The 24791-nt window shown below is 59.9% G+C and carries 21 protein-coding genes; 17 read left to right on the plus strand and 4 right to left on the minus strand.

Annotated elements, in window-relative coordinates; all coding sequences use genetic code 11:
* Positions 1-178: 178 nt before the first annotated feature.
* From VWZ85_RS19060 to VWZ85_RS19130, 15 genes are all read left to right on the plus strand, one after another.
* Positions 179-649 carry a hypothetical protein gene (locus tag VWZ85_RS19060; protein WP_024099298.1) on the plus strand — a complete coding sequence of 157 codons (471 nt, stop codon included), beginning with the start codon at positions 179-181 and terminating at the stop codon, positions 647-649.
* A 40-nt stretch (positions 650-689) separates the two neighbouring features.
* Positions 690-1631: an ArdC family protein gene (locus VWZ85_RS19065; protein ID WP_096705139.1), complete on the plus strand. Its 942-nt coding sequence runs from the start codon at positions 690-692 to the stop codon at positions 1629-1631.
* Positions 1632-1654: 23 nt separating this feature from the next.
* Positions 1655-1864 carry a DUF6330 family protein gene (locus VWZ85_RS19070; protein WP_040182663.1) on the plus strand — a complete coding sequence of 70 codons (210 nt, stop codon included), beginning with the start codon at positions 1655-1657 and terminating at the stop codon, positions 1862-1864.
* Positions 1865-1950: 86 nt separating this feature from the next.
* A complete protein-coding gene (locus tag VWZ85_RS19075; RefSeq protein ID WP_024099302.1) occupies positions 1951-2340 on the plus strand; it encodes a DUF3768 domain-containing protein in 390 nt (129 codons plus the stop codon).
* Between the two features lie 156 nt (positions 2341-2496).
* Positions 2497-4479: a ParB/RepB/Spo0J family partition protein gene (locus VWZ85_RS19080; protein ID WP_024099303.1), complete on the plus strand. Its 1983-nt coding sequence runs from the start codon at positions 2497-2499 to the stop codon at positions 4477-4479.
* 72 nt (positions 4480-4551) lie between these two features.
* Positions 4552-5145: a hypothetical protein gene (locus VWZ85_RS19085; RefSeq protein WP_024099304.1), complete on the plus strand. Its 594-nt coding sequence runs from the start codon at positions 4552-4554 to the stop codon at positions 5143-5145.
* Entirely contained in the window at positions 5145-5798 is a 654-nt protein-coding gene (locus VWZ85_RS19090) for a DUF6927 domain-containing protein (RefSeq protein ID WP_024099305.1), read from the plus strand. Before VWZ85_RS19085 ends, VWZ85_RS19090 begins: the two co-directional genes overlap by 1 nt.
* 124 nt (positions 5799-5922) lie before the next feature.
* Positions 5923-6249 (plus strand): type II toxin-antitoxin system PrlF family antitoxin, encoded by a 327-nt coding sequence (locus tag VWZ85_RS19095; protein ID WP_005668772.1) that lies wholly within the window; start codon positions 5923-5925, stop codon positions 6247-6249.
* Complete coding sequence (locus tag VWZ85_RS19100; protein ID WP_024099306.1) at positions 6246-6764, plus strand: type II toxin-antitoxin system YhaV family toxin; 519 nt, start codon at positions 6246-6248, stop codon at positions 6762-6764. Before VWZ85_RS19095 ends, VWZ85_RS19100 begins: the two co-directional genes overlap by 4 nt.
* A 94-nt stretch (positions 6765-6858) precedes the next feature.
* Complete coding sequence (locus tag VWZ85_RS19105) at positions 6859-7023, plus strand: hypothetical protein (RefSeq protein ID WP_009819683.1); 165 nt, start codon at positions 6859-6861, stop codon at positions 7021-7023.
* Positions 7013-7165 carry a hypothetical protein gene (locus VWZ85_RS19110; protein ID WP_024099307.1) on the plus strand — a complete coding sequence of 51 codons (153 nt, stop codon included), beginning with the start codon at positions 7013-7015 and terminating at the stop codon, positions 7163-7165. Before VWZ85_RS19105 ends, VWZ85_RS19110 begins: the two co-directional genes overlap by 11 nt.
* Positions 7166-7267: 102 nt before the next feature.
* Positions 7268-11536, plus strand: a complete 4269-nt coding sequence (locus VWZ85_RS19115; RefSeq protein WP_096873514.1) for a strawberry notch family protein — start codon at positions 7268-7270, stop codon at positions 11534-11536.
* 18 nt (positions 11537-11554) lie between these two features.
* Positions 11555-11860, plus strand: a complete 306-nt coding sequence (locus VWZ85_RS19120) for a hypothetical protein (protein WP_024099309.1) — start codon at positions 11555-11557, stop codon at positions 11858-11860.
* A gap of 124 nt (positions 11861-11984) precedes the next feature.
* Positions 11985-12713 carry a DUF736 family protein gene (locus tag VWZ85_RS19125; protein WP_024099310.1) on the plus strand — a complete coding sequence of 243 codons (729 nt, stop codon included), beginning with the start codon at positions 11985-11987 and terminating at the stop codon, positions 12711-12713.
* Positions 12714-12869: 156 nt separating this feature from the next.
* Positions 12870-13406, plus strand: coding sequence for a hypothetical protein (locus VWZ85_RS19130; protein WP_024099311.1), 537 nt, complete (start codon positions 12870-12872; stop codon positions 13404-13406).
* Between the two features lie 159 nt (positions 13407-13565).
* On the opposite strand, the gene VWZ85_RS19135 is transcribed toward VWZ85_RS19130, so the two are convergent.
* The 4 genes from VWZ85_RS19135 to VWZ85_RS19150 form a co-directional block, all read right to left on the minus strand.
* Positions 13566-16970: an AAA family ATPase gene (locus VWZ85_RS19135; RefSeq protein ID WP_024099312.1), complete on the minus strand. Its 3405-nt coding sequence runs from the start codon at positions 16968-16970 to the stop codon at positions 13566-13568.
* Positions 16967-18145: a metallophosphoesterase family protein gene (locus VWZ85_RS19140; protein WP_096873515.1), complete on the minus strand. Its 1179-nt coding sequence runs from the start codon at positions 18143-18145 to the stop codon at positions 16967-16969. Before VWZ85_RS19140 ends, VWZ85_RS19135 begins: the two co-directional genes overlap by 4 nt.
* A 67-nt stretch (positions 18146-18212) precedes the next feature.
* Positions 18213-20057 carry a UvrD-helicase domain-containing protein gene (locus VWZ85_RS19145; protein WP_024099314.1) on the minus strand — a complete coding sequence of 615 codons (1845 nt, stop codon included), beginning with the start codon at positions 20055-20057 and terminating at the stop codon, positions 18213-18215.
* Complete coding sequence (locus tag VWZ85_RS19150) at positions 20054-22285, minus strand: ATP-dependent nuclease (RefSeq protein ID WP_024099315.1); 2232 nt, start codon at positions 22283-22285, stop codon at positions 20054-20056. The genes VWZ85_RS19145 and VWZ85_RS19150 overlap by 4 nt, the downstream gene beginning before the upstream one ends.
* A gap of 775 nt (positions 22286-23060) precedes the next feature.
* Between VWZ85_RS19150 and VWZ85_RS19155 the strand changes: the two genes are divergently transcribed.
* Both VWZ85_RS19155 and VWZ85_RS19160 read left to right on the plus strand, forming a co-directional pair.
* Complete coding sequence (locus VWZ85_RS19155) at positions 23061-23990, plus strand: DUF2493 domain-containing protein (RefSeq protein ID WP_096708176.1); 930 nt, start codon at positions 23061-23063, stop codon at positions 23988-23990.
* A gap of 539 nt (positions 23991-24529) precedes the next feature.
* Complete coding sequence (locus tag VWZ85_RS19160) at positions 24530-24736, plus strand: hypothetical protein (protein WP_007120662.1); 207 nt, start codon at positions 24530-24532, stop codon at positions 24734-24736.
* Positions 24737-24791: the final 55 nt, after the last annotated feature.

The following is a 24791-nucleotide window of genomic DNA, read 5'->3' on the forward strand; positions in this document are numbered from 1 at the left end:
ATGAAATCAATGGCTTCGGCAGATGTGCCGGGCTTTTCGGTTTTGTTGTGTGCCCAAAGGGGCCGAAAAAAGAGAAAGTGTTCTTCGGGTTTTGTGACTGACGGATGAGGACCTTTGGGGTCCCTCAGATGGGTCCGGGCCGGATTCCGGTCTGTCTTTCCTGATGAAGGGCATTCCCATGCAAACAGGTGTCTTGCGCGTGCTCCGCGCAACCGCTGCCTCGTGGTGGCGGCATAGAGAGTTGCGCCGAACTGGCCAGACGTTGCTGGCACAGCGGCTCGAACGCCAGACCGTCCTGCGTGATCTCGGCTATCTGAAGCAGGCCGCGTCATTACCAAACGCGCATGTGATCTGCGGAGAGGGCGGGACATTCATCCATCTCGGCTGGACCACCGTTTCGACCTTCGCGCTGATCGAGCGCTTTCCCTTGGCCACTCTTGCGGTCGCACGAGGAACCCCGTTCATCGATATCCGACCCATCAGTGACGTCATCGCCTTCGCGAACTTGCCGTGCGTGGCGCGGGACGGATCGGTTGACCCTGAACCTTCGGGTTCCGGCAAGTCCGTCTCGCTGACCACCTACATCGACATGGTCGAAGGGCTCGGCGCGAGGATCCTCAACGATCCGCGGTCCCATCAGTCAGCCTGATCACCACTTACTCTCACCAAAACTCGAAAGGAGGCCAGCCATGGCCCGATCCCGCACGCCCAAATTCGATGCCTCCGAGGTCATCACAAACGAAATCATCCGCATCATCGAGCGCGGCGTCCTGCCGTGGCGCAAGCCATGGACCGCAGGTGGCAGCTCTCGTCCCCTGCGCGTGGGCGGAGAACCCTACCAGGGAGTGAACAACTTCCTGCTGACGATGCGGACCGTGATGGCGGGCCACAGCTCACCTTTCTGGATGACGCTGCCGCAAGCCAATGCCTTGGACGCAAAGGTCCGCAAGGGCGAAAAATCCTCTGTCGTCGTTTATTACGGTCAAAGCCGGAAAGATGCGGGCGCAGATGAGCATGACCGCAGCGACGGGGATGATCACTCCGAGGAAGCCCGCATCTTCCGCTTCCAGAAATCCTACCGCGTGTTCAATGCCTGCCAAATCGATGGCCTGCCCGACAGTTTCTTCCCCGACCCGGAGCCCGTGCCCGAGCATGCGCCGTCCGAGCCCATCCCGCACATGCAGACCTTCTTTGATGCGATCGACATCACAACCGTCTTCACGGGCACGGAGGCGTACTATTTGCCGCCCGTGGACAAGGTCTACATGCCGTCCATCACGCGGTTCCAGGACCCGCGCAATTTCTACGGGGTCTGGGCCCATGAGCTGGCCCATGCCACGAAAGCCCCGCATCGGCTGAACCGTGATTTCGGGTTCTCGAAGTTTGGCAACACGTCCTATGCGCGCGAGGAGATCGTCGCGGAATTGACCTCGGTGTTCCTGGGTCAGACGCTCGGCTTCACGGCGCATACGCTCGAGATGAATGCCGCCTACCTCCACAACTGGTTGCGCGTTCTTCGGTCGGACAAGGGTGCGATCTTCAAGCACGCCGCGGATGCGCAGCGCGCCTGTGACTATCTGATCGCACAATCTGAGGCGGGTAGGGCAGGGCGCAGTGCCGAGGCCGCCTGACCACACGGAGAACGGAGACTCGCATGTCACGCAAGGAACCCAAGACGCTGCGGGTGGCCTGCTTCGAAGACGGCCGCCGCAAGATCATCACCTTCAAACGCGGTGCCTATTGGTGGAGCCCGTCCGAGGGCGCTTACCCGCTCTCGGCGGCACTCGAGAGCATCAAGGAACAGGGCGGCTGGATCGAAACCATCCCCAACCCGAACTACAGAGCCAGAGGGCTGTTCGGGTAAGGCGCCTTCTGCTTCGGTCCTTCCGCCAAGCAGAAAAGTGAAAGCGGGCTTTGGGAAGGGTGTTTCAACTTCTCAAAGGAGATCCCATGTCCATGACCGTTCAATCCCAGCCAGACCGTCCGGATCCGACCGTGATCGCGGCGCAAAACGACGCGTTTCGCAAGCTCGCGTGCCTTGGAGTGGCGCCCGCGCAGCCCACCCAGGGCCGAATGCATGTCACCCGCTCGCTTATGGAGGCCGGTGACGGCTTCATGGCCGAGGCGGTGAAGGCCACCGGTGCGTTCGATACATTCGAGCCTGAGAATGATCCCGAGGGATGGCACGATTTTGGCGCGGTCGAGATCCGGGGCGAGACCGTGTTCTGGAAAATCGATCTCTATGAGGCAGATTCGGATTTCCGCTACGGGGCCGAGACCCCGGACAATCCTGCCACAACCATGCGCGTGCTGACCATCATGCTGGCGCGTGACTGGTAGGGTAGGAGGGCTTCCCAAAGTGTCGATCTGAAAACTCAAGGCCCACTGACCCCTCAAAGGGAAAGTGGGCCTTTTGTCTTGGTGATCCCTGAAGCCGGGGATTGGTCACGCGCGTGAGCGCGCGGGCCACACCTCACCCTCCTGGAAGGATATCCCATGACCACAAGCTTTGCTCCCCTTACCGTCGCCATCGGCGATCTGATCCCGCATCCCGCCAATGTGCGCAGCAACGCGCCGGAAACCTATGACCCCGAGAACATCGCGCATCTGAAGGCCAGCATCGCTGTGCTGGGCCTGCTCCAGCCGCTCTTGGTCCAGAAGCTTGACGGCAAATATGCTGTCCTCGCCGGTGGCCGACGCCATGCTGCGCTGAAGGAGCTGGTCGCCGACAAGGCCACCAAGGGGTTCATGGCGAAAACCAAGGTCGACTGTCGCCTTGTCCCAGACGACTGCGACGTCACCACGGCGCTGTCGCTCGCCGAGAACATCACCCAGGCACCGATGAATGCCATCGACGAGTTCGAGGCTTTCGCCCGGATGATGGAGGTCGACAGCCAGACGCCCGAGACGATCGCAAAGACCTTCGGCGCCACGGTGGCGGCCGTGAAAGGCCGGTTGCGTTATGGCCTTATCCACCCCGACATCCGCGCCGCAGCCCGGGGCAAGGTGATCACGCTCGACACGATGAAGGCCTTCGCCGAGCACCCGAGCCAGGAGGCGCAGCGCGAGGTCTTCGAGGCGCTCACGAAAGACGGCGGCTATCTGCAGGCCTACACCGTCCGTCAGGCCCTCAAATCCCGCGGCGTGCAGGTCAGCGATGATATTGGGGCCTTTGTGCGCGCGGACTACGAGGCGCGGGGCGGTGCTGTCGCGGCTGACCTTCTGGAAGAGCATTCCGTGCTTGAGGATGCAGCACTGGTCGAGACCATCCTGCTCGAGAAGCTCGGTGCCGCCGCCGAAGAGGCCCGTATGAGGCTGGGCTTTGCCTGGGCCGATGCGATGGTCCGCTATGATTACGCGACCATGGCGGACTATGGCCGCGTCTATCCCGGCCCGATTGAGCCGGATGAAGCGGCCCAGAAGCGCATCGATGAGATCACCGCAGAACTCGAGAAGCTGCAGCTCGAGATGGAGGATGAGGGGCTCGAGGACGGTGCCTACAATGCCCTTTACGAGCGCGTGGACGCCTTGGAAGAAGAAGTGCGCGATCTGCAGGAGGCCTACAGCGCCGAGGACCTCGCGCGGTCCGGGGTGATCGCGTCGTGGCAGGGTGGGCAGGTCACGCTCCATGTTGGCCTCGTCCGCCCCGAGGACACCGTGAAAGTGGAAGGCGCGCGCGGCTCGTCGGTCAACCCGACGGGGGAGGAGGCACCGGACGCCGGCGAAATCACCTATCCAGCCTCGCTGGCTGAGGACCTCAAGACCGAGCGGGCCATGGCCCTTGGCGCCGCGATGGCGCTGCATCCGGAAGCCACGCTCGATCTGACGCTCTTCAAGCTGGTCAGTGACGTTCTGGCCAGCGGAATGAGTGTCACGCAGGCGATCAAGATCGATGCCCGCAAGGAATACCGCAGCCATGCCAAGATGGACGAGATCGACGAGACCTCGCTCGAGCAGGTGGCGGCGGCGCATGATGCGCTTGATCTCTCCTGGCTCGATGACACCCGCGCGCCCGCCGATCAGTTCGCGGCGTTTCGCGCGCTGGAGGCAGGCGAGAAGGCCAAGCTCGTGGCCTATGCCACCGCCAGCACCACGCAGTCCTGCTTCGCGCGGGATCCTCGGCGCGACAGCCTGATGCATGCGTTCGAGATCGAGATCATGCCCGACATTCGCGCATATTGGACGCCGAATGCGGCGCTCTTCAACCGCTTCAAGAAGGCCTGGCTCCTGAAGATTCTCGGCGAGGATCTGGGTCTCGCCCAAGAGGCGGTGACGCTCGCCTCGTCGAGCAAGAAAGAGATCGTCGCCTTCTGCGACAAGCTCTTCGCCGAGCCTTTCGCCACACTCACGGACGCGCAGCGCGCTGCCGTGGCCACCTGGTGCCCGCCCATGATGCAGACCGCCGGTGTCGCCTGTGATGAGGCGGAGCCCGCTGCGGAAACCCCCGAGCCTGACAGCGAGGTCGCGCAAGCGGCCTGAGTCCTCACGCGACTCGCGCGAGGCATTCCCCGCGCGGGTCGACCCTCCCACACCCAACCGAAAGACATCCTCATGGCTATTCTCAAGTTCTCTGCGTCCGCTGTTGCGGAACAGATCGCCCATGCGCGCGCCTGCAAAACCTTCTTGCCCAACTGGAACGGGCCCGTGGACAGGCCCGCCCTGATCCTCATCGTCGGCAATGGTGTGCATCTGCGCTCAAACGGCATCGATGGCACGACCACCCGTATCGTCACCACCGAACAGGCCGATCCCTCCTTCGCTTTCGCCGACGGCATGAACCCGTTTCGGGACACCGACTGGATGGCGCAGCGCCGCATGGCGTTTCGCGATCTGACCGGCCAGTTCTATACCGACATCCTGGATGACGTGCAGGTGCTCATCGACCGGGGGCGGGGGGCGATCCGGCTCGCCACCGATGGCCACAGCATCCGCGTCTTCGTGCGCCGGGCCTCGGATTATCTCATCGGCGGGACCTACGAGGTGCCGTCAGGCCTCGGCGGCACCTTCCGGGTCATCCTCAAGGATGCCTGCGACACCTTCGCGATCGTACAGAACTGCGGCAATTGCGAGGATTTTGACGCCATGCAGCCCTACCGCGTGCCGCTCGATGCGCTGATGGAAATCGATGACCGGAGGGCGGCGTGATGGGTTGGCTCTTCTACACCGACGGCCGCGTCCAGACCTACGCGGATGAGAAAGCGGAGATTGCTCGGCTGTGCACCTTCGAGGGCGAAAGGCGCAAGACGGAACTGGTCAAAGCCTGCAAGGTGGGTTCGACTTGGTACGCGGCGGCAAAGGTCACAAATATCGACGGCACCCCTGTCGAAGACACGACCTATGTCACCGATGCGGATGGCTCCATCACTTTCGCCGCCGTATTCCTTACCCGATATGATGACGGCTGCTGGGGCTACAAGGACATGGAGGAAAGCGCGGGACCGGTCGAATCCCGCGCGCCACTGAGCCTATTGGCCCTGCTGTCCGAGCTGAAAGACCCAGACAGCTATGCTCATGCCTGGCGCCAGCGCTGCCAGGACTGGGCTGCGATCCCGGACTACGAGGAAGGCGACAAGATCAAGCTCGCCACCCCTGTGACGCTCACCGATGGCAGTACCTGCCAGATTGTCACCGCGACCCACTACAGGCGCGGGCGGCAAAAGCGCCGCTGCTACCGCATCGAGGAAACTGGTGGGCTCGTACGCCTGTCGAAGGCCTCGCTTGCGGGCTCGGAGCTGCTCAGCTCCACGAAAGGTGCGGCTAGCCCGGTGCTGGCGGAGTTCCTGGCGGGGCGAAATTAGGTCCTGCGCCGGACGGTTCATCGACCTGCCCGGCGACAGCAGATGCTGCGGCTTGTCTTGACAAGGCAATGCAAATGCATTACCTATCGCGGGCAGCAAAGCCCCTTTTCTTCAGGAGACTGCCATGACAGCCCTCGCACAAGATGTCTCGAAACTCACGGATCGGTATCAGACGACCGTGCCGGCGGGTGTGCGCAAACAGCTCAAGCTGGGCAAGGGCGACCAGATTCGTTACTGCACCGAGCCGAGTGGCAGGGTCTATATCGAGCCCGTGCGCAGCGACGAGGAAGATCCCGTGCTCGGAGCCTTTCTCGATTTTGTCGAGGCCGATATCAAGGCGCATCCGGACCGCATTCGGGCTTTCGATGGGGCTTTGCATGACCGTCTTGCAGCACTGGTCGGAGACGTTGATGTCGATCTCGATGCGCCGCTATCGCTCGAGGATGAATGAGCGGCGATAGCGTGCCCGCCCAAGCGCCCCTTGTCGTGAATGGATGGTCGATTTATGCGCACCCACTCTTTCTGGACCAGCTCGAAGGGCTGGTCGAGGAGGTAGAGGCGCGTAAGGCTCGCGATCCCAAGACCTGGCACAAGAAAAACCCAACGAAACGGCTGGCCGCCATCTTCAAGCTGGTCACCGAGGCCATACCTGCAGATCCGGGTGCCGCCGCTTTCCGGCAAGGCGGCACACTAGGCGATCACCGCAAGCACTGGTTCCGGGCGAAATTCTTCCAGCAGTATCGGTTGTTCTACCGGTTCAACAGCGATGCGAAGGTCATCGTGGTGGCATGGGTGAACGACGACAAGACCCTGCGCGCCTATGGCAGCAAGACGGATGCCTATGCGACGTTCAAAGGGATGCTGGAAGATGGCAACCCACCTGACAATTTCGACGCGCTCTTGAAAGAAGCTGCAGCGGCAGGCAAGCGGTTCGAGAAATCCCTTGAAGCGGTGCCCGATCGGTAAGTGGGCCAGCTTGCTATGACCCTTTGGCAACATCATTTACGACGCCACGCTCGAAGATGTAGCATCGGCTGATAATGCGGTCGGAGAAAGCACAATGAATGAGACGGAAAAGGATAGGCAGCACCTCGGTCTAGAGGAGCAATGCGCGCCTGACCTGACGGGGCACCGTTTCCCAATTGCTGTGCGCGTTGCAGACATGCCCGATGACCTCGGCAAGCTGCTGGATATCGGGCTCGAGGAGCATTTCCGTGGCCGCTGAAGCGAATTCTTATGACACGTGGTTTTGCGCGCAGGTGCAGGCCACGCTGGAGGATGCACGCTCGGGAACATCTCAGGTTCAGGTGATGCAGGCCGCACAGGCATTGATTGATGCGAAGCGGCAGGTCGAACCCAAGTCCTGACCAAGCCTTGGAGGTCAGCGCGGTCTGACTACGTCACCCTGAAAAGCGAAAGCGGGCTTTTTGTCCTTTGGAACTCAGACCCTGATCCAAAGGAAAATCCCCATGTCCAAACCCAGAACGGCCAACCCGGCTCTCGCAATCTCCGAAGCCGATCTCGCCTCTGCCCTCGCGCAAATCGGCACGGAGGTCGATGACCAGCCCCTGCGCAGTTCAGCGCTCGCGCGTATCATGCGCGAGACGTTTCATGGCAGCGATGCCGGTGGCGCCTGGGACTGGCGCATGGCCTATGACATGATGCAGGCAGCGGCCATCCAGGTGCTTCTGCGTGGGGCCGGTGCCACAGCAGACATCGCCAACGCAAAACTCCTCGCCTCACGTCTCCTTACGGAAACCCGCCGGTCAGAGCAGCAGATCCGTCTGCAGCAGTTTTCCACGCCGCTGGCATTCGCGACCACGGCGGTGCGGGCCGCGGCGATCCGCAAGGGCGAGACCGTTCTGGAGCCCTCGGCGGGCACCGGTGCACTGGCCGCTTTTGCCGCCCGGGCCGGTGCCACGCTTTTGCTCAACGAGATCGACCCCTTTCGCCAGCGCCTCCTGCGCGCGGTTTTCGGCGGCGAGGTGACGGGCCATGACGGCGAGCATATCGATGATCTGCTGCAAACGCCGGTTCTACCCGACGTCGTGGTGATGAACCCGCCCTTCGCCTCCTCGGTCGATCGTTCCCGGGACAAACACATCGCCGCCAAGCATCTCATCGCGTCTGCGAAGCGTCTGGCACCCGGCGGGCGGCTGGTGGCGATCATGCCGCCAGGATTCACGCCCGAACGCGATGCCGCGCATTGGTCGCGGGCCTGCGGTCTTCTGACGCCGCGCTTGGCGCTGACGATGCCGGGGCAGGTCTACCGCAAGCTCGGCACCTCTGTCGAAACCCAGCTGATGGTCTTCGACAAGGTGCAGGACGATGGCGAACTCATCCGCGCCGCGGTTCAGGATCTGGAGGAAGCCTTGGCATATGTCGATGCCGTGGCCGCAACCCGGATCGAGATGCGCCCCGCCCAGCGGGCTGAAGCGATCCCTCAAGCGCGACCGACCGTTCGATCATCTGCCCCGCGCAAGACCGCCGCTTCGCCTGTCGCCGCCTCCAAACCACGGCCCAATACCGTCCGTCCGCTCAGCTTCACAAGCCTTCAGACCCCGCGCGACAACACGCCCATCTCTGACATCTATGCGCGCTACCGGCCGCAGCGGATCGAGATCGCGGGTGCGCAGGAACATCCCACGCCGCTCGTCGAGAGCATCGCCATGGCCTCTGTCGCGCCGCCGGTGCCCTCAGGCGCGGCCAGTGCGGAATTGCGCCTGCCCGCGAAGCTGATCGAGGAGGGTCACGTCTCCGAGGCGCAGCTGGAAACCATCATCATGGCACATGATGCCCATGGGCGTGATCTGCCGGGGCGGTTTATGATCGATGACGACCAAACCAAGCTGACGCGTGCTGATGATGACCCGGACGCATGGGCCTATCGCCTCGGCTATTTCCTCGGCGACGGCGACGGCACCGGTTGCGGTAAGGGACGCGAATGCGCGGGGCTGATCCTTTTGAACTGGCTTTCCGGGCGCAGGAAGGCGATCTGGGTCTCCAAATCCGCCACGCTTATCGAGGACGCGATCCGCGACTGGACCGATCTCGGCGGCTCGCCCGCCGACATCCAGCCGCTCTCCAAATGGAAACCGGACCAGCCGATCACCGTGACCTGTGGCATCCTCTTCGTCACCTACGCCACGCTGCGGTCTGCGGGCAAATGCGGCACCACGCGACTGAGCCAGATCCTCGACTGGATGGGCGCAGACTTTGACGGCGTTCTTGCCTTCGATGAGGCCCATGCCATGCAGAACGCGGCCGGGTCTGAGCAGGGCAGGGGGGTCAAACCCTCCCAGCAGGGCCTTGCGGGCCTGCGGCTGCAACTGGCAGCACCCCGCGCTCGCGTCTTCTACATCTCGGCCACGGGTGCCACGAGTGTGCACAACCTGGCCTATGCCGCGCGGCTGGGGCTCTGGGGGCAGGGCCCCGAATACCCCTTTCCGAGCCGCGAGAGTTTCGTCTCGGCGATGGAAGCCGGCGGTGTCGCCGCCATGGAGGTGGTCGCGCGCGATCTCAAGACGCTCGGCCTCTACACGGCGCGTGCCCTCAGCTTCGACGGCGTGGAGTATGACGTGCTCGAACACGCGCTCACTTCGGCCCAGATCGAGATCTACGACGCATACGCGGCTTCTTTTCGGACGATCCACCACAATCTCGAGGCCGCGCTGACCGCGACTGGCGTCAACGGTGCCTCGGGCGAGACCAATGCCTCGGCAGCACGCGCCTCGGCCAAGTCCCGCTTCGAGAGCACAAAGCAGCGTTTCTTCAATCATCTGCTGATGGGCATGAAGGCCCCGACCATCATCCACGCCATCGCGGACGATCTGGCGGCAGGCAAGGCTTGCGTCATCCAGGTGGTCTCGACGGGTGAGAGCCTGTTGAAGCGTCGGCTTGAGACGATGGACCCGGAGGATGAACTCGTCGAGGGTGCCTTGACGCCACGCGACTATGTTCTCGCCTACCTCGAACAGACTTTTCCGATCCATGCCCAAAAGCTCGTGGAGATCGACGGCAACATGGTGGCTGAGCCGCTTCGGGATGAAACTGGCGCGCTGGTCGTCTCGCGCGAGGCGCTCGCTCTGCGTGACGCGGCCATGATGGAGTTGATGACGCTGGCGCCGATCCCCTCGGCGCTGGATCAGATCCTCTGGGCCTTTGGCGACGAGGCCGTGGCAGAAGTCACGGGGCGGTCCATCCGGCCCCTCAAGGCCGAGGATGGTCATCTCTTCATCGAAAAGCGCGCCGCCAGCAGCAATTCATCCGAAACCCAAGCCTTCATGGACGGTGATAAGGATATCCTTATCTTCTCCGATGCGGGCGGTACGGGCCGGTCGTATCATGCGGCGCAAACGGCGAAGAACCAGAAACGGCGGCGGCACTACCTGCTGGAGCCCGGCTGGCGCGCCGATGCGGCCATCCAGGGGCTCGGCCGCACGCATCGCTCTGCCCAAGTCAGCGCGCCCTTCTTCCGGGTCTGCACCTCGGATGTGCATGGCGAAAAGCGTTTCACCTCGACTATAGCCAAACGCCTCGACCAGCTGGGGGCCCTGACGAAGGGTCAGCGCGAGACCGGCTCGCAAGGCATGTTCCGGGAGGAGGACAATCTCGAAAGCCCGATCGCGCGGGCCGCACTACGTGGGTATTTCGCCGATCTTGCCGCCGGGCGGGCCGAGGCGATGAGCTACGAGAGCTTCACCGACTGGACCGCCCTGCGGCTGATCGACAAGGACGGGGTGCTCCTTGAGGAGCTTCCCCCGATCCAGCGGTTTCTCAACCGGGTGCTTGCCCTTCCCATCCACATGCAGAACGCACTCTTTGCCGAGTTCATGCGCCGGATTGCCGATCAGACGGAACGGGCGCGCGCGGCGGGCACGCTCGATCTCGGCGTGGAAACCCTACGCGGCGACAAGATAGAACAGGTCTCCACCGAGGATCTCTGGACCTGCCCGAAATCCGGCGCCGTGACGCGGATTATCGGGCTGGAGGTCACCGACCCAGTGTATGTGCTGGACGCCGAAGAGGCCATGTCGCGCAATCCCGACAAGTTACCGATGGTCAATCGCGCCTCCGGTCGCGCGGCGCTCATCTCGGCGCGCCCCATGCAGATGTATGACGAGGATATCGTCACGCTCATGCGCAAGGCGGTGCGGCCCAATGGCTCCAGCTACCTCGAAGAGACGCGCTTCGAGTCCTCGGCTTGGGAAGAGATCGACAGGCCCGAGTTTGCACGGCTTTGGGATGCCGAGGCAGCGTCCTTGCCAAAAACCACCACAACCAAGCTCTACCTGCTGACCGGGCTGCTGTTGCCGATCTGGAAGGACATCCCGACCACGAATGAACGCATCTACCGCGTCACGCCGGACGGGGCGACCGCCATGATCGGGCGCACGCTGAGCGAGGAAGGGGCGGCCGCGCTGCGCGCCAGCTTCCTCGTCTCCAACCCGCAAACGCCACAGGAGATGCTGACCGCCGCCCTCGGCACCACCGCGCCTGTCGATCTGGGCCGGGGTCTCACCCTGACCCGTCGCCGGGTCGCAGGCGAGATGCGCCTTGAGCTGGGCGGTGCGGACAAGGGCATGATCGAAGGCCTCAAGGCGCTCGGCTGCTTCACGGAGATCATCGCCTTTCAGTTGCGGGTGTTTCTGCCGCATGGGGACGGGATCGACACGGGCCGCATTCTGACTCGGATCTTGGGGCATGCACCAGATGCCGCTTCAGTGGCAGCAGAATAGGCAATGGGGGGAAAGATCATGACACTCGGAGAGATCAAAACCGCCATCGATGCAGGCCAGACCGTGCACTGGGCCAATACCGGCTACGTTGTTCACAAGGACAGCCTCGGCCAATACCTGATCACGTTTGAGCCGAACGGCAGCACCATCGGGCTGACCGACCGGAGCGGGCAGCGGTTGAACGGGGAGGAAGCAGAGTTCTTCATCGCGGGATCGGAGGAGGTCGACGAGAATACCCAGGACAGCCATCCGAGGCCAGACGAACAGGGGAGGGGCGTCGTACCCGGCGGGAAGGTGGCACAGTCTTTCAGGCGTCAGCGCTGAACTGAAGGTTGGGAAGAAAGGAAAGCGAGCTTTCTGGTTTGTGATCCCTCAAGGGGTCGAGAAAGCAATCCCGGTTGCGTTGGCAAAAACGTCAGGCACCGGCCAATCCAAAAGGAACCATCCCATGTTCGCAGGAACCCTCACCCGCAATGTCGAGACCGCAGCCGCCGAGTACACCGGCATGATCCATTCGACGCGCTTTGACATCGCCATCCAGATCGAGGCACGGGCCAAGATGTCCGCTCGCAGCCCGGATTACGACGTGACGGCAGTCAACAAATCAGGCCGCAAGGTGCGTATCGGCACGGCCTGGAACGAGACCGGCAATACCAGCGGCAACCCCTACATCTCGATGCAGATCGATGTCGGCCTCGGCCCGTTCCGGGTCAACGCGGTGCAGACGAAAGAGGCGCGCGCGGCCCAGAGCGGCGAATTCGAGATCATCCCGCTGGTCTCGAACGGCCTGATGAAATCCGGCTCGATCTCGGGCGAGCTCACCGCCATGGACGCTGACAACGCCTTCACGGGCTACATCGCCAACATGATGTTCGATCTGGAGTTTATGCTGATCGAGAACAGCTACAAATCCGAGGAGACCCACCCCGATTACCGCATCGAGGTCAGCTCGCCCCGGGGTAAACCGATCCGCGTCGGCTCGGCGTGGATGGCCAAAAGCAGCCGCACGGGCAATGACTACCTGTCGCTGCTGATCAACACGCCTGATGGCGACTTGCGCGTCAACGCCGTGCAGAACGAAGAACAGCGCGGCGGAAAGACCTTCTCGATCATCCCGTTCATCGACAGCGGTGAGCAGCCGCAGGACGCGGGCGCGGGGCTCTCCTTGGTCGCCTAATCGGCGCGCGGGGGGGAGACGATCTGAACCGAAAGGGGAGCCGTGGGATCACGGTTCCCCTTTTTCCATGTCCGTTTGCGTGAAGGACGTCCCCCGCTTGCGATCAGGTGCAAATGTGATACAATAATATATTATCGATACATCGAGGGCGGGCACGTGGCGGCTAGATCAGGGACGGTTCCATGGTTTGACAACTTTGATGTTGAGGCAGAGGTTGCAGATCTCCTCGCCCATATCGAGCGCTGCACCGGATTCGCGCTACCCGCCCGAAAGCGTGAAGTCATCATGACCCATGCAAGGGCAAATCTCGACAGGACAAGGCAGGCACATCTGGAGGACAAGGCGGCGAGAAAGCCGGTGTCCACATCGCGGCGTGCGTATCTGACCGACCTGCAGGACACGATTTTCATGGCGATCCCGGAAGAGAACCTCGCGCGGATGCCGCTGAGCGAGCAGGTTCTCAACGACCCGTCATTTTACGCTGGCGCCATGCACAGCGCCGCTGCGATCAGCGAGGATGAGCTTTTCATGGCGCTGTCCTCTTCGCTGAAAGACATGAAAGTCCAAGACGCCCGCGCGTTCGTCTCGAAGCTTTGGCACGGCACGATTGACGACAACGCCCGCAAATACGCCGAAGCCCTGAAGCGCCCCGAGCGTGAAATCATGCCGCTGCGGCCTGGGAACACCCTGTAAAATCGAGGCCGCTCCCCTGGCTCAGGCTGTGATCGGATTTGCCGCCTTGGCCACCGGTCCCTTAGGCGTATCGCCGGTAGCGCGCGAAAGCGGTCCATATTTTTTGAAGAGCTGTTCCATAGTCATCAAACTTCAGGTGAAAGAGTGAACAGCGGGATGCTAATGCGGCATCTCCACGACGGAAACTCCTGGAATGTTCTTGCGTGCAAGCTCCAACAGGTGCGCATGGTGCGTGAAAATGATTGCCTGACCGCTCCGTCCGATCTCGGCACAGAGATTCAATGCGGCAGATGCACGGGTATCGTCGAAGGTTTCCATAATATCGTCGAGAACCATGGGCAGGGGGCCCGGATCACGCGCGAAGCTGCGGTAACCGGCCAGGCGCAGGGCAAAATATAATTGGCCCATGGTTCCAGTGGACATGTTTTCGACCTTCACGGGGCCGCCGCCGGGTTTGATGCCGACCAGCTTTTCGCCCTCGGATTCACTCCAGACAACGACTTTTTCCCATTCCTTAGATGTCATGGTGACAAAAGCTTCTTCCACGTCTTTCAGCATTGCGCTGCTTCGTTCGGCAGCCAGGCGCTTTAAGGCACCCCGCGCAGCCAATATCCCGAGCCTTGCGACAGCCGCATGCCTTGCACCGTTTCGTAACTCTTCGAGGATCGTGGCCTGTTCGGTGATCAGATCGCTGTTGTCAGCGGCATGAAAAGCTTCCTCGTAAAGGCGTTCTTTTTCATTCATTTCCTTCAAAGCGGCATCCCGTGCCGTTTGCGCATCGTCAAGTTTTTGCTGCAGTTCCGCTTCTCGCGTTACATCGGGCAATCGCGTCAGCTCTTCGTCAAAGAGCGTACGATCCACGCCGTCGCGCGCCTTATTGCGGCTCGTGTCCGCATTGGCCCGGTCTTCGCGCAACTCGTCGCGTTCAGCTAGAATCCCCACGCGCTCCGTCGGCGAAAGATCCTCACCACCTTGTCCTTCAAACAAGTTTTCCAGCTGGGTTTGCGCTTCGTCCCGGGCAACTATCGCACGCTTTCGGCCTTTGACCTCCTTGTCGAGAAGGTCTTCTTCTCGTTTTCTCACACGATCCGCCTCAGCGGTTTTGGTTACACGCGCACGAGCGCGGTTGATGATGGGAAGTGGATCGTCTTTCGGATTGTAAGGCTCCTCCAGGATCTCCGCCAATCGTGCGGCACTCCTTGCCAGGGTGGCAACGGCGCGTTCCAGGGCTTCAACACGTCCCGCCAGGCTTCTGTGATTACTGTGAACCTGTTGCAGCGTGCGCAGGTGCGGCAGCGCTGCTTTCACGCCCGTGGCCGAGCGATCAGGAAGAGGTCGCGCCGAGGTCAGCGTTTCCAGTCGGTTCAAGGCTGCCTTATGATCTGTCTCGGCTTGGGATACAGCTTTCTGGTAGTCGGCAATGCTACGTTCCCCGCGACGCCAGTTCTCCCATGTCTTACGGACACTTTCCTGAAGTGTGAGAGCCTTGCCAACCCGCTCAGGGAGGTCACTATCTTCACCTTCAAGGGCGACTAGGCGGGCTGCTGCCAGCAGTTCGTCAAAGGCTGCCTTGCGGCGCTTGGCGCGGTCCTCAAAGGCATTCTCCGCAATAGTGACCTCAGTTGCGATCTCAGCCGCCGCCGTCAGGCTGGTAAGTCTAGCAGCAAACGCAGCCGGCCCCGTATCGACGGGAAAGCCCAGGGCAGTCGCGAGTGAGCCGCCCCGCTTGGTCAAAGCTTCGTGTTTTCCGGTGAGTGCTTCGAGTTTGTCTTTTGCCGTGTCACGTGCGGCTTTTGCGGTGCTTTCCTGTGCGCGCGAGTTTGCAAGCTGTTTGCGCGCCTCCGTGCCCATCAGATAGCTCGTTCGGGCGCCATCATCTGCATGCATGGCCTCCTCAAAACGCTCCGCGGTTTTGTCGGAGAGACTGCCACGATGGGATTGCCAGGCTGTGTCACGCTGACGACGGGTTTCTTCCGTCGCTGCAGCGTCAATCGAATCCGGCGCGCTTTCGTCGGCTTCGCGTTTTGCGCGCGCGGCCTTGTAGTCCGCTTCGCGACCTTCCAAATCTTCTGTGGCGGAAACGATGTTGGCATTCAGGGTGTTCCATTCCCTGAGGATTTCATCGAGACTTTCACGTGCAGGCAGGCCGTTCTCGATAAGTGTCTGCCAAGAAGCAGGTAGACCCGAAACTGCTTTGGCTAGCCGGGCGAGTTCCGATGCGAGGTTATGTTCAAGACCTGACACGTCCGAAACTTTCTGCCATGCGTCAAACGCGATCTGCAGGTGAGACAAGTCCTTTGGTTCGGTTGGAGTATCCCCCAGCTGATCGCGTGCGGTCTTCAACACGTTTGAAGCCGCTCGCAGCTCGCCCTCGCTGGTTTGACAGGCCTGTACCGCATCCGCGAGTGTCTCCAGTTCTTCGGTCGTCAGGACCAAGGCCTCTACAGGCTCGTCACTTACCGCCAACGCTGTCAGAATCTGTTTTATCTGGCGGCCCGCGTCATCGCGCTCACCTGCGCGCTTTTCCAGATCCGATCTGGCCGTGTCCGCTCGGGAGGTGAGGGACGCCCCATCGATTCTGATTTGATCCAGCTCTGTGAGTTCCGCTTCGAGATGTCCGGCAGCCGGGTCAGCCTCATTTTCTGAAATGACCGCTTCATGGCGCGCAATTCTGTCATCGGCGCCTGCGATACTTTCTGCTTTCTCCGATAGGGTTGTCACGAGTGTGGCGACTTGCCCATCCGTGCCCTTCTTCAAATTCGGACCTTCCGGAAAATCGGCAGAAAATTCGTCGATTTTCCGAATTTCCTCCGATTTGTCATACCAGGTCTGCGCCGCCGCTCCTGCTGCCTGCCGTTTTCGGGCACGCGTGAGGTCGGTGTCCGCCTGTTCGAAAGCCTTTTGCGCGGTCTCTCTGTCTTTCCGAAGAGTGCGTTCCCGATCCGGCGTGAGACGTTCCGTTCGAAGTGCCTGATGGATCTCTTTCAAGTGGTCTTTGCCGGTTTTGAGCGCCGTACCTCGGCCGCTCTTCTTGTGAAACTTTTCGGCGCGGGCTGTCATGTCTTCCAGTGTCGTCGCCATACTGGTCAGGCCTGATACACCCGCATGCAGAAGCTGGCCCAGGTCGCCTTTTGCCTCGGCAATCCGTTCACCGCCTTTGCGGAGTCCTTCGTCGTTGAGTGAGAACCTTTCGACATAACCCTCCATGGAAAGGCCATGGAGCGCACTTGAAAGAATGGCTTCGTCGACCGGGCGGTCCTGATGATCAAGCAGGGACTGGGTGCGTTTGCCATTTCGGCGCAAAACTGTCACCCCGCGTCCGGGGATACCCAGCTCCGCTCCGACCAAAAGGTCATTGCGTTCAAACCTGAAAGCGTACGGGTGGGTTCCTGCTTTCATACCAAAGAGAAGTTCCAGAAACCCGTTAAAGGCCGTGGATTTTCCCGATTCATTCGGTCCATAGATTACGGTGACATCAGGTTTGCCCTCGGCTGGTGCCGGGAGCACGATCTCGGCGCCGTCAAAACGGCCATAGCGAATGAGATCAAGCCGGTTCAGTCTCATTCCGCGGCTCCTGAGTGCAGAGACAGCGTAACTTCAGTAACGGCCTCCTCCAAAAGGTCATCCAAGGCGTCTTCAGATAATTCGTCGGCAATTTCACGGGGCATTGCGTTTCTGAGTTCTTCGAGGATCTCTTTGGTGGCCAGCTGGAAGCCCGGTTCGGTGAGCTCGGCCCGCATCAGGCGCACTAGGTCATCCGCCTTTGCGTCGATCAGTTGTTTGGGGGCAACCACTTTGATTTTGTCGATAAACACGCGCTCGATGTCATCGAACAATTCGTTCGCAAGGGCCGTCAGTGTCTCAGCAGTATGGTGGCCTGTGGCCACCTGCAGACGCACCGCTATGCGGTGTTCTGGATGCTGCACCCCTTGGAGTGCACACCGAAGCGCGCTCAAAACTTCCTGAACATCTGAAGATTTACTGAGATCCAAAGCGCATTCGGTGAATCTCAGATGTCCAACCCGATGCCGTTCGATATTCGGAGTGTCATCATCAAGCTCGACAATCGCGACCGTACCGCCGGTAAGTTCTCCGAAGTGGCGTGGTTGCGGAATGCCCGGCATGACAGCGAGAACTGGGCCTGATGTGCGCTCAAAGGGGGCATGGATGTGGCCGAGGCACCAAAGGTCATAGCCATGTGCCAGCAGATCCTGCTCGGAGCAGGGAGCATAGGGATCGTGACCTGGCGAGCCATCCAGCGACGTATGCATCAGTCCGACGTTTTTCCGGCCAGCCACCGGCGCCGGGTAGTCGGGCAGGAAGCTTTTTGAGACATGCGCCGTGTCGAAAGACAGTCCGTGGAACCACACGCCACCGATTTCCACGCTGGGCTCGTTCTTGTGCAGCAAATGAATATTCGGACCCAGGTTACCGTGGGCTCGGTGATCGAGAAGGGCATCGTGGTTGCCACGGATCAGTACTGTGGGAACACCCGCGTCAGCGGCGCGTGCCAATTGCGAGATCAGAAATGCCCGGGACTTCAGGTCTGGTTGGTCATTATCAAAGATGTCGCCAGCGAGAACCAGTGCATCGACACTTTCCGAGATTGCCAGATCAACAATGCGAATGAACGTGTCCCGACTTGCCTGTTTCAGATGGTCACCCAGATCCGGATTGCGCATCGCGGTCGAGCGAATCGGCGACCCGAGATGAATGTCGGCTGAAACGAGGACACGCATAGATTTTAAATCTTCCTGAAAACGATCGATGTGAAAAAATGAATCTGCATAAGGATCTGTCCGGTACCTATAAAATTGAAACCTGGCTGTCCTGGAACAAACCGCGCTCAACCAGTTCTTTTTTGGCCGCTTCCGCGGCTTTCGAAAACATCAAAATCCTAAGGTTCACTTCCGCCCGTGAAAAACAGACATAAGCCAGCTTTTGAGTAAGTTCTTGCTGCCGGTCGGTCGGATTGCCCGCGACACCAGGGGTCAGAACTTTCGAAAAGCTGTAGGTATTCCAGGCTGCCTCGATATCGTCGATCATGACCAGCACGTTTTCATACTCTTCGCCTTTCGAGCCGTGCTGCGTACTGAAAGGAGAATTCTCATCCAGAAATTCGATGTACTTTTCGAGTTCGTCAGCCTTCAGCTTGAAGAATTCATCAGCCAGCCAATCTCCTTTTTCCCTTTGGTGATCCTCATTGCCGGAGTCATAAGCTTGGCGGGGAGCGCGAGCCAACTGACCTGCAAGGCGGTCCGAAATTGGATAAAGCGCGTTCGCGCTACAGTATTCCAGAATTTCTTTGACCGTATTGCCTTCCCATTTTTCTGCCAAAGCAGCGGCGTGTTTTGAGGCTTCCTCGAGCATCTGTTTGAGGGTTTTGCTCTTGTTCGCTCCAGTGTCGTCAAAAGCAGGGCTTATTCTTCGGAGTGTTTCAATCAGCTTCTTAGGATAGTTGTTGCGGGATGCATCGACCAAAGAAAAAATGCCGTCCACAAAGGGCTTGAGAAGATAGTGCGTGCCGTCTTCATAGTCGGATTGGGATCTGGACGACGAATAGTCACCTGTAAAGAGCTTGTGCAGTGTAACGAATCCGAGCCTCCGGGCGATCATCTGGCGTGCCAGAAAAAGGTTCTTTACAGGAGTAATATCGGTCCATCCCCATTGTTCAACGGCTTCCTCGAACTTCGCCGTTACCTCATCGAGTTGTTCAGAGGTATAGGTTTTCCGTGGACCGGCAGGGTCGGGAGCCTGCGCGATCGTAATCAAGACGCTGCCCTTAACGTCGGAGTTCTTCCCACCCGGAACCTGCTTCAGATCGGTTCTGAAGTTGTTGAGAAGGTCGATCACCGAGGTTGAGCTTCGAAAATTCTCTTCCTTCGGAATCTTTTCGGAGCCTTTTGGACCGGCAAAACCTCCGGCACGCTTATCGTAAATCTGCTGCATCGGATCGCCGAAATATCCGACGATTGGTAAACCTTCGTCCGCGCACACAGCATTGAGCGCCTCGACGACCTGCGGGAAGGTGTCTTGAGCTTCATCGACAAAGATGTAGGGGTATTTGAACCCGAGGCCTTTGCGCAAGAGTGGTTTGTTCGTGATTAGATAGGCCGCGACGTCAATAACATCATCATGGTTCAGGACACATTTGGAATAGTCGCTGATAACGGTTTCTTCGTAGCATATCGGCGGTTTATGCGCGTTTAGCGCAGCAAGTTGGGCAGTCAGGCGCTCAAGGTCTTTCCTCGCTTTTTGAGCGGCCTGAGACGTCCCCCCGTTGTCTTTCTCGCGGGCCTTTTCCATATGTTGCGGGACGATCGCATCACGAAGGGTCTCCCGAATAGCATCCTGGAAGCGCGCGATTTCCGCCCAAAGGAACCCGTGCAGAGTGGAAACGTAAAAGAGGTCATCGAAACCTAGACGCGACGAAATCACTCCAACGGCACGGTTTGTGTATGTGATACACACCACGCGCTGACCGTTTTTCCGAAGCTCGTTTCCACGGGACCTCTGGATTCCTTTCAGAGCTTCAACGAGCGATGTGGTTTTGCCTGAACCAGCGCCTGCGATAACCGAAAATGAAACGTCCTTGGCGATGCACTCAGCAATTTTCTTATCGGCCTCAGTTGGCTTGAGTTCTGCCGTCATTCGCCGGCTCCCAGGTTTTGGGAGAGACGTGTCTCCAGCCATTTTAGGCCTTCGTCGATGTAGTGGGGAACATTCCAGTCCCGGTTCTCTCCCGCATTCGCTTCTTCGTCCCCGCCTGCCGGTATTTCGAAGGCAAGGACATCCATAGCAAATTCTGTTTTTTTGAAAGTATCGCTTTTAATGCGTCGCCAGACGGCCTCTTGCAATTCGGCTCGACCATCCGGCAAGTCAATGCCGATACTGAGTCCATCGGCATGGAAGTGGTCGAGGTTTTCGAAGACAAAGGCTTCTTCAAGGGTTCGCCCGTGGAAGGTTTGAGCATTGTCCTGACGGTTAACTTCTACTGGCTTTTGATAGGCGACAAAACGCATCCCTTCAGCTTGCAGACAATCGTCAAAGGTGTTGCCGGAGAGTTCGGCGACTCTCGTCTCTCCAAAGAAATACCCCAGAGTCGCATTCGACGAAACGGCTCCCGGATGGGTAGCGACGCAACTCGCCCGGTTTCTCGCGGGATCAACGGAGTCGATATCGGTGATGACCAAATAGGGAATTTCGAGGAATTCCAACAATCCGGCGAAGCGCATCCCATAAGCGCCACCTACCTCCAGAATGGTCAGATACTTTTTGTTCAGATTCTGCGCCGATATGTCAATCATGCGCGGCAAAAGCAGTTTTTCCGCAGACCCCTCAACGAGTATGGCAGCATCGGAGAAGAACAAGTCGCAATGCGTAAGTCTCAGATATTTTTTGAGAAAGGAAAGTGATTCCTCTGGTTCAATCATATCGCCGCCCAATTCAAGTGGCTCAGGTTGAAATTGGCGAAGGCTGTGCACGGTCGTTCCCTGATAGGTCACTCCATCCTGTTCACCGTTGATATGGCACCGACGGAAGTAGCGGATTTTTGAGAAATCCACGGTATCCAGGATGTGCGACGAGTGGGTCGTGATTGTGAGCTGGGGCTTGCTTTCGCCTTCTGGTGCGTCAGCGGTGAGCACGTCCCACATCTGGCGAATGAATGTTTGTTGGACCTGAGCGTGCAAATGCACTTCCGGTTCTTCGATAAAGATCATCTGGCACAGCGGACGGTTGTCTTCGGTCGCGAGCCATTGCCGATAAAAATGATCGACCTGAATGGCCATGAACACCAGGTTCTTGAAACCCAGTCCGTTATAGGCCTCGGGTAGCTCATGGCTGGTGCTGGCATCGACGTAGAAGAGTTCGGTGTTACCGCGTAACGCAACCTCCGAACTGAGTGTCGAAACGACCTTCATCGCGCGGTCGTTGTCGGAGGGAAGGCCAAGACCTCCGATCATTGTCATCAGGGGTCTGAAGCGTTCGTCGTAGTGCCTAGTCAGATTTTCATTATTCTGTTCAATGATCGCTACAGCTTCTTCGGCCAGTTCCGCCTGCTCCAGGTTTCTCCGGTAATACGTCGCAAAGGCGTCTGACAGTCTGTTGCTCCTCGCGGCATTCTCGTCGTCAATATTTCGCTGGGCATCAACGAAATCGACGCGCAGCAGAGAATGGACAATCTTCTTGCCTTCTTGCGCGGAGAGTGCCGTTGCCACGAATTCCTCTTCCAGCTTTTCCAGCGAGGACACCTTGATGCCAAAATACTTTTTCAAGTTGCCTTCCATTCCAAGGAAGAAGCTCAAAGGGCGCTTGCGGGTACCGTCTTCCTTTGTCGGGAAAGCTGCATCGTAATGCTTCCAGAGTTCTGCTGCGTCATCCGCAGCGAACGAGCAGCGCATCCCGATTTCCGAGAAATCAGCGGAAAGGCTCGTTGCCAGGGCAAAGACCCGACCGAACGCAATTGAGTCCGGATCGATGTGAAACCAGAGATCAAGTTCTATTTGAGGTAGGCTGGATTCGTTCCTTGGAGCGTATGCGTCGATAGAGGCAATTGCGAGAATGGAGAAGTCATGAATCTTGAATTCCCGGTTCCCGAGAAAGCTTCGAATGGCAGCCGTCGCAGAAGTCTTGCCGCTGTTGTTCGGGCCAACAAAAACAGTTTCCTTGCTTTCGAAATCAACGGACACATCATTCAGGCGCCGAAAATTTCGAATGGATATACTACCTAGACGCATCCAGTCCCCCTGTAAGCTGCGAAGATGATAGCAATCATTGGTTGTGTTCGGGAAGGTAAATTCGTCGCCGGTTGACACAAAACTGATGCTCGCAACGGCGCGAATGTCACCAAGCTGACAAAAGCAAGACAACTGCGTCACCCATCCAAACCCACCTTATGAGGCAGGGCTTGTCTACCGTGAAAGGGGCAGTCCAATGCGTCGCTCCCTAGGTGTAGAATTTCGGGAGGACCGAACCATGGCAACGAGGGATGTCCCCTTATTTGCATTCATTGCCATGAAGCCGCCAGTCCGTTCCCGGCCCATCACGTGGAGTGCTTCGAAAAGTAATCCGTGTATTCTGCAGCGTAGTCGCCTGCACATCAACCTTGGCTTATGCCTTGCGGCCTCCCCAGCTCGGCTTCGCGTGTCGCAGGGGAGAACGGCCCTTCGGTCCGTCGCGCATTCGGCCATGCGGCCTCACCGCGGCGTCGCACCCGGCGTCCCGGTTTGCCCGCCTCGCGAGCACGTCTCTCCCTGGCCGCTCCGCCGGATTGCGCTCTGGTCTGTTTTGCGGGGCAAAACGATCCCGCCGCTGCATCCGTCTCCCGCGTCCGGTCGGGCCGTTTGCCTGCTCGTGTCGGGCAAACCTACCGTCAAAACACACACACATGAGCGTGGAAGCATATCCTCCGGATGGCCCCCAAATCAGCCCGCGTCAAGGATCGCAAAACTTTTCGGCGAGGACGGGGCCTGTGGCTTGGGGCGGTCCCGTGCGTGAGGGCGCGCATGTGTCAGTTGCTGCACGCGGAAAACTTTTGCGCCCGGCAAGCCGGCGGCTGCGCCGTCCCTGACCCGGGCAGATTCGGAAACCAGACATTCGGCCATGCCCCCACACTCACGTGGTGGCCTTGCAACCGAACACTGGAGACCAGACATGGCTTACGACACTGCGAACACCTACGAGACCATCGAGCTTTTCGGACTGACCGAGAAGGACGCCCACCTGCCGATCCCGGAAGATCACATCCTGAGCGACCACATCATCCGCGAGAGCTTCGAGGCTTTGCTCGGTCAGCTGCGCGGGACCGGGCTTGAAGCAGAGATCGAACCGCTGGCCCATGGGCTCGCCACGATCCTGCAGCGCCGCAAGGTGGCGCTTGGCAAGGAGGTCGACCGCACCGCCGACAAGATCGGCGCGCTGGCAAAATCCCACGACGGATCGGAGATCGCCGAGACCGCGCTCGACGAGGCGCAGGCGCGCTTTCTGCAGCTGCGCGAGATTGTCAGCGCTATCGAGGTGATGAGCGAGGCGGCGGCGGAATGCTACGAGATCGAGACGGGCCACGCCTTCATCCCGGCAGCCGGGTCGCGCGCAAGCGTCCGGGCGCAGGAGACCGGGGCGGTCTTCGAGGCACGGCAGCTCCTGGAGCAGCACGACCGTGAAACCGCCGAGAAGTCGAAAGTCGCGGGGGTGCCCCTGATCGTCTCAGGCGCCACCGACTGGACCGATGTCGATGTGATCTTCAACACGCTCGACAAGGTTCGCGAACGGATCAAGCAGAACCGCAACCAGGAGATCTTCCTCTGCCACAAGGGCGGCAAGCACGGGGCAGAGATGATTGCGGCCCGGTGGGCCCGAGCACGCGGGATAGCACAGGCGCGCTTCGATCCGCGCTGGTCCGCGCATGGGCGGGCGGCACCGTTCAAGTGCAACGACGAAATGCTGGACGACAAGTTCGCGGCGACGGGGGTTGTACTCTTCGGCGGCAACGGAGTCGCGCTGAACCTCGGGCAGAAGGCGGAAGCGAAAGGTCTGACGGTCATGCGGGTTGCGGACCCGGCGAAGAAGGCGTCGCAGAATTGAAGAGAGGGGGTCGCGCTTGGCGCGGCCCTTTCGTCATGTCTCATGGTGCGTGCGGTCGGTCACGCGTGATCGGCAGCTCGTGGCGTCCAGTACCGTTATCCCTCTACCCGGTCCGTCAGAGTGCGGCCCATCCGCATCGGTACGGGCTGGGGATGGTGCGCACCTCACGCACATCGTTCGCAGCACAAGACGCAAGGGGTCGAGCCGTCGCACTTTAGGCTGAAGCCCTGCACGTCCCTCGGGGCGTGTTTCGGAACATCGAACCCACGCGGGCGGGCTCCGTGAGCACCCCGGCCAGGAGCGGCGGGACGAGGACGCAGATGACGGCGTCGGCGTGATGTAAGGGGTCATCCGGATCACTCCTTTTTGCTCATCGATGTGGATCGCACGGGGTCGGCCCGTCCGTGCCCTCAGCTCACGCTTCGGCAAGCACAAATACGGCTTCCACGGCAAAGCCGCGGACCCTCCGCATTTGCGCTTGCGACCGAGCCTCTTGCCCCCGTGCCGGGTGATCCCCATCGCAACAAGGAGTAACCCAAATGACCAACCACTACGTCGCAACCGTCCCCGTCAAGTTCACCGATACCGATGGCCAGGAGCGCACCCGCTTTCAGCGCGTGGGCGCTATGTTCCGCAACACCCGCAACGGGGACGGCTCGGAGTTCTTCAGCCTCAAGCTCGACTTCCCGGTCGCGGTCTCGGAGCTGGTGATGTTCCCGCCGAGCGCGAAAGATCCCCAGGACTGAATCCTCTGACGAGGATGGGCCGCCCCAGGACGATCTTGGGGCGGCCCGATCCCTG

This window comes from Phaeobacter sp. JH20_29, assembly GCF_048056175.1.
Taxonomy (GTDB): domain Bacteria; phylum Pseudomonadota; class Alphaproteobacteria; order Rhodobacterales; family Rhodobacteraceae; genus Phaeobacter; species Phaeobacter bryozoorum.

Coding starts and splice junctions, on each gene's coding strand:
- VWZ85_RS19090 (WP_024099305.1), top strand. CDS start 5,145: ATGGGTTGGCTCTTCTACACCGACGGCCGCGTCCAGACCTACGCGGAT.
- VWZ85_RS19155 (WP_096708176.1), top strand. CDS start 23,061: ATGGCTTACGACACTGCGAACACCTACGAGACCATCGAGCTTTTCGGA.
- VWZ85_RS19105 (WP_009819683.1), top strand. CDS start 6,859: ATGAATGAGACGGAAAAGGATAGGCAGCACCTCGGTCTAGAGGAGCAA.
- VWZ85_RS19135 (WP_024099312.1), bottom strand. CDS start 16,970: ATGAGACTGAACCGGCTTGATCTCATTCGCTATGGCCGTTTTGACGGC.
- VWZ85_RS19125 (WP_024099310.1), top strand. CDS start 11,985: ATGTTCGCAGGAACCCTCACCCGCAATGTCGAGACCGCAGCCGCCGAG.
- VWZ85_RS19100 (WP_024099306.1), top strand. CDS start 6,246: ATGAGCGGCGATAGCGTGCCCGCCCAAGCGCCCCTTGTCGTGAATGGA.
- VWZ85_RS19095 (WP_005668772.1), top strand. CDS start 5,923: ATGACAGCCCTCGCACAAGATGTCTCGAAACTCACGGATCGGTATCAG.
- VWZ85_RS19075 (WP_024099302.1), top strand. CDS start 1,951: ATGTCCATGACCGTTCAATCCCAGCCAGACCGTCCGGATCCGACCGTG.
- VWZ85_RS19060 (WP_024099298.1), top strand. CDS start 179: ATGCAAACAGGTGTCTTGCGCGTGCTCCGCGCAACCGCTGCCTCGTGG.
- VWZ85_RS19160 (WP_007120662.1), top strand. CDS start 24,530: ATGACCAACCACTACGTCGCAACCGTCCCCGTCAAGTTCACCGATACC.
- VWZ85_RS19145 (WP_024099314.1), bottom strand. CDS start 20,057: ATGACGGCAGAACTCAAGCCAACTGAGGCCGATAAGAAAATTGCTGAG.
- VWZ85_RS19140 (WP_096873515.1), bottom strand. CDS start 18,145: ATGCGTGTCCTCGTTTCAGCCGACATTCATCTCGGGTCGCCGATTCGC.
- VWZ85_RS19085 (WP_024099304.1), top strand. CDS start 4,552: ATGGCTATTCTCAAGTTCTCTGCGTCCGCTGTTGCGGAACAGATCGCC.
- VWZ85_RS19065 (WP_096705139.1), top strand. CDS start 690: ATGGCCCGATCCCGCACGCCCAAATTCGATGCCTCCGAGGTCATCACA.
- VWZ85_RS19070 (WP_040182663.1), top strand. CDS start 1,655: ATGTCACGCAAGGAACCCAAGACGCTGCGGGTGGCCTGCTTCGAAGAC.
- VWZ85_RS19080 (WP_024099303.1), top strand. CDS start 2,497: ATGACCACAAGCTTTGCTCCCCTTACCGTCGCCATCGGCGATCTGATC.
- VWZ85_RS19115 (WP_096873514.1), top strand. CDS start 7,268: ATGTCCAAACCCAGAACGGCCAACCCGGCTCTCGCAATCTCCGAAGCC.
- VWZ85_RS19120 (WP_024099309.1), top strand. CDS start 11,555: ATGACACTCGGAGAGATCAAAACCGCCATCGATGCAGGCCAGACCGTG.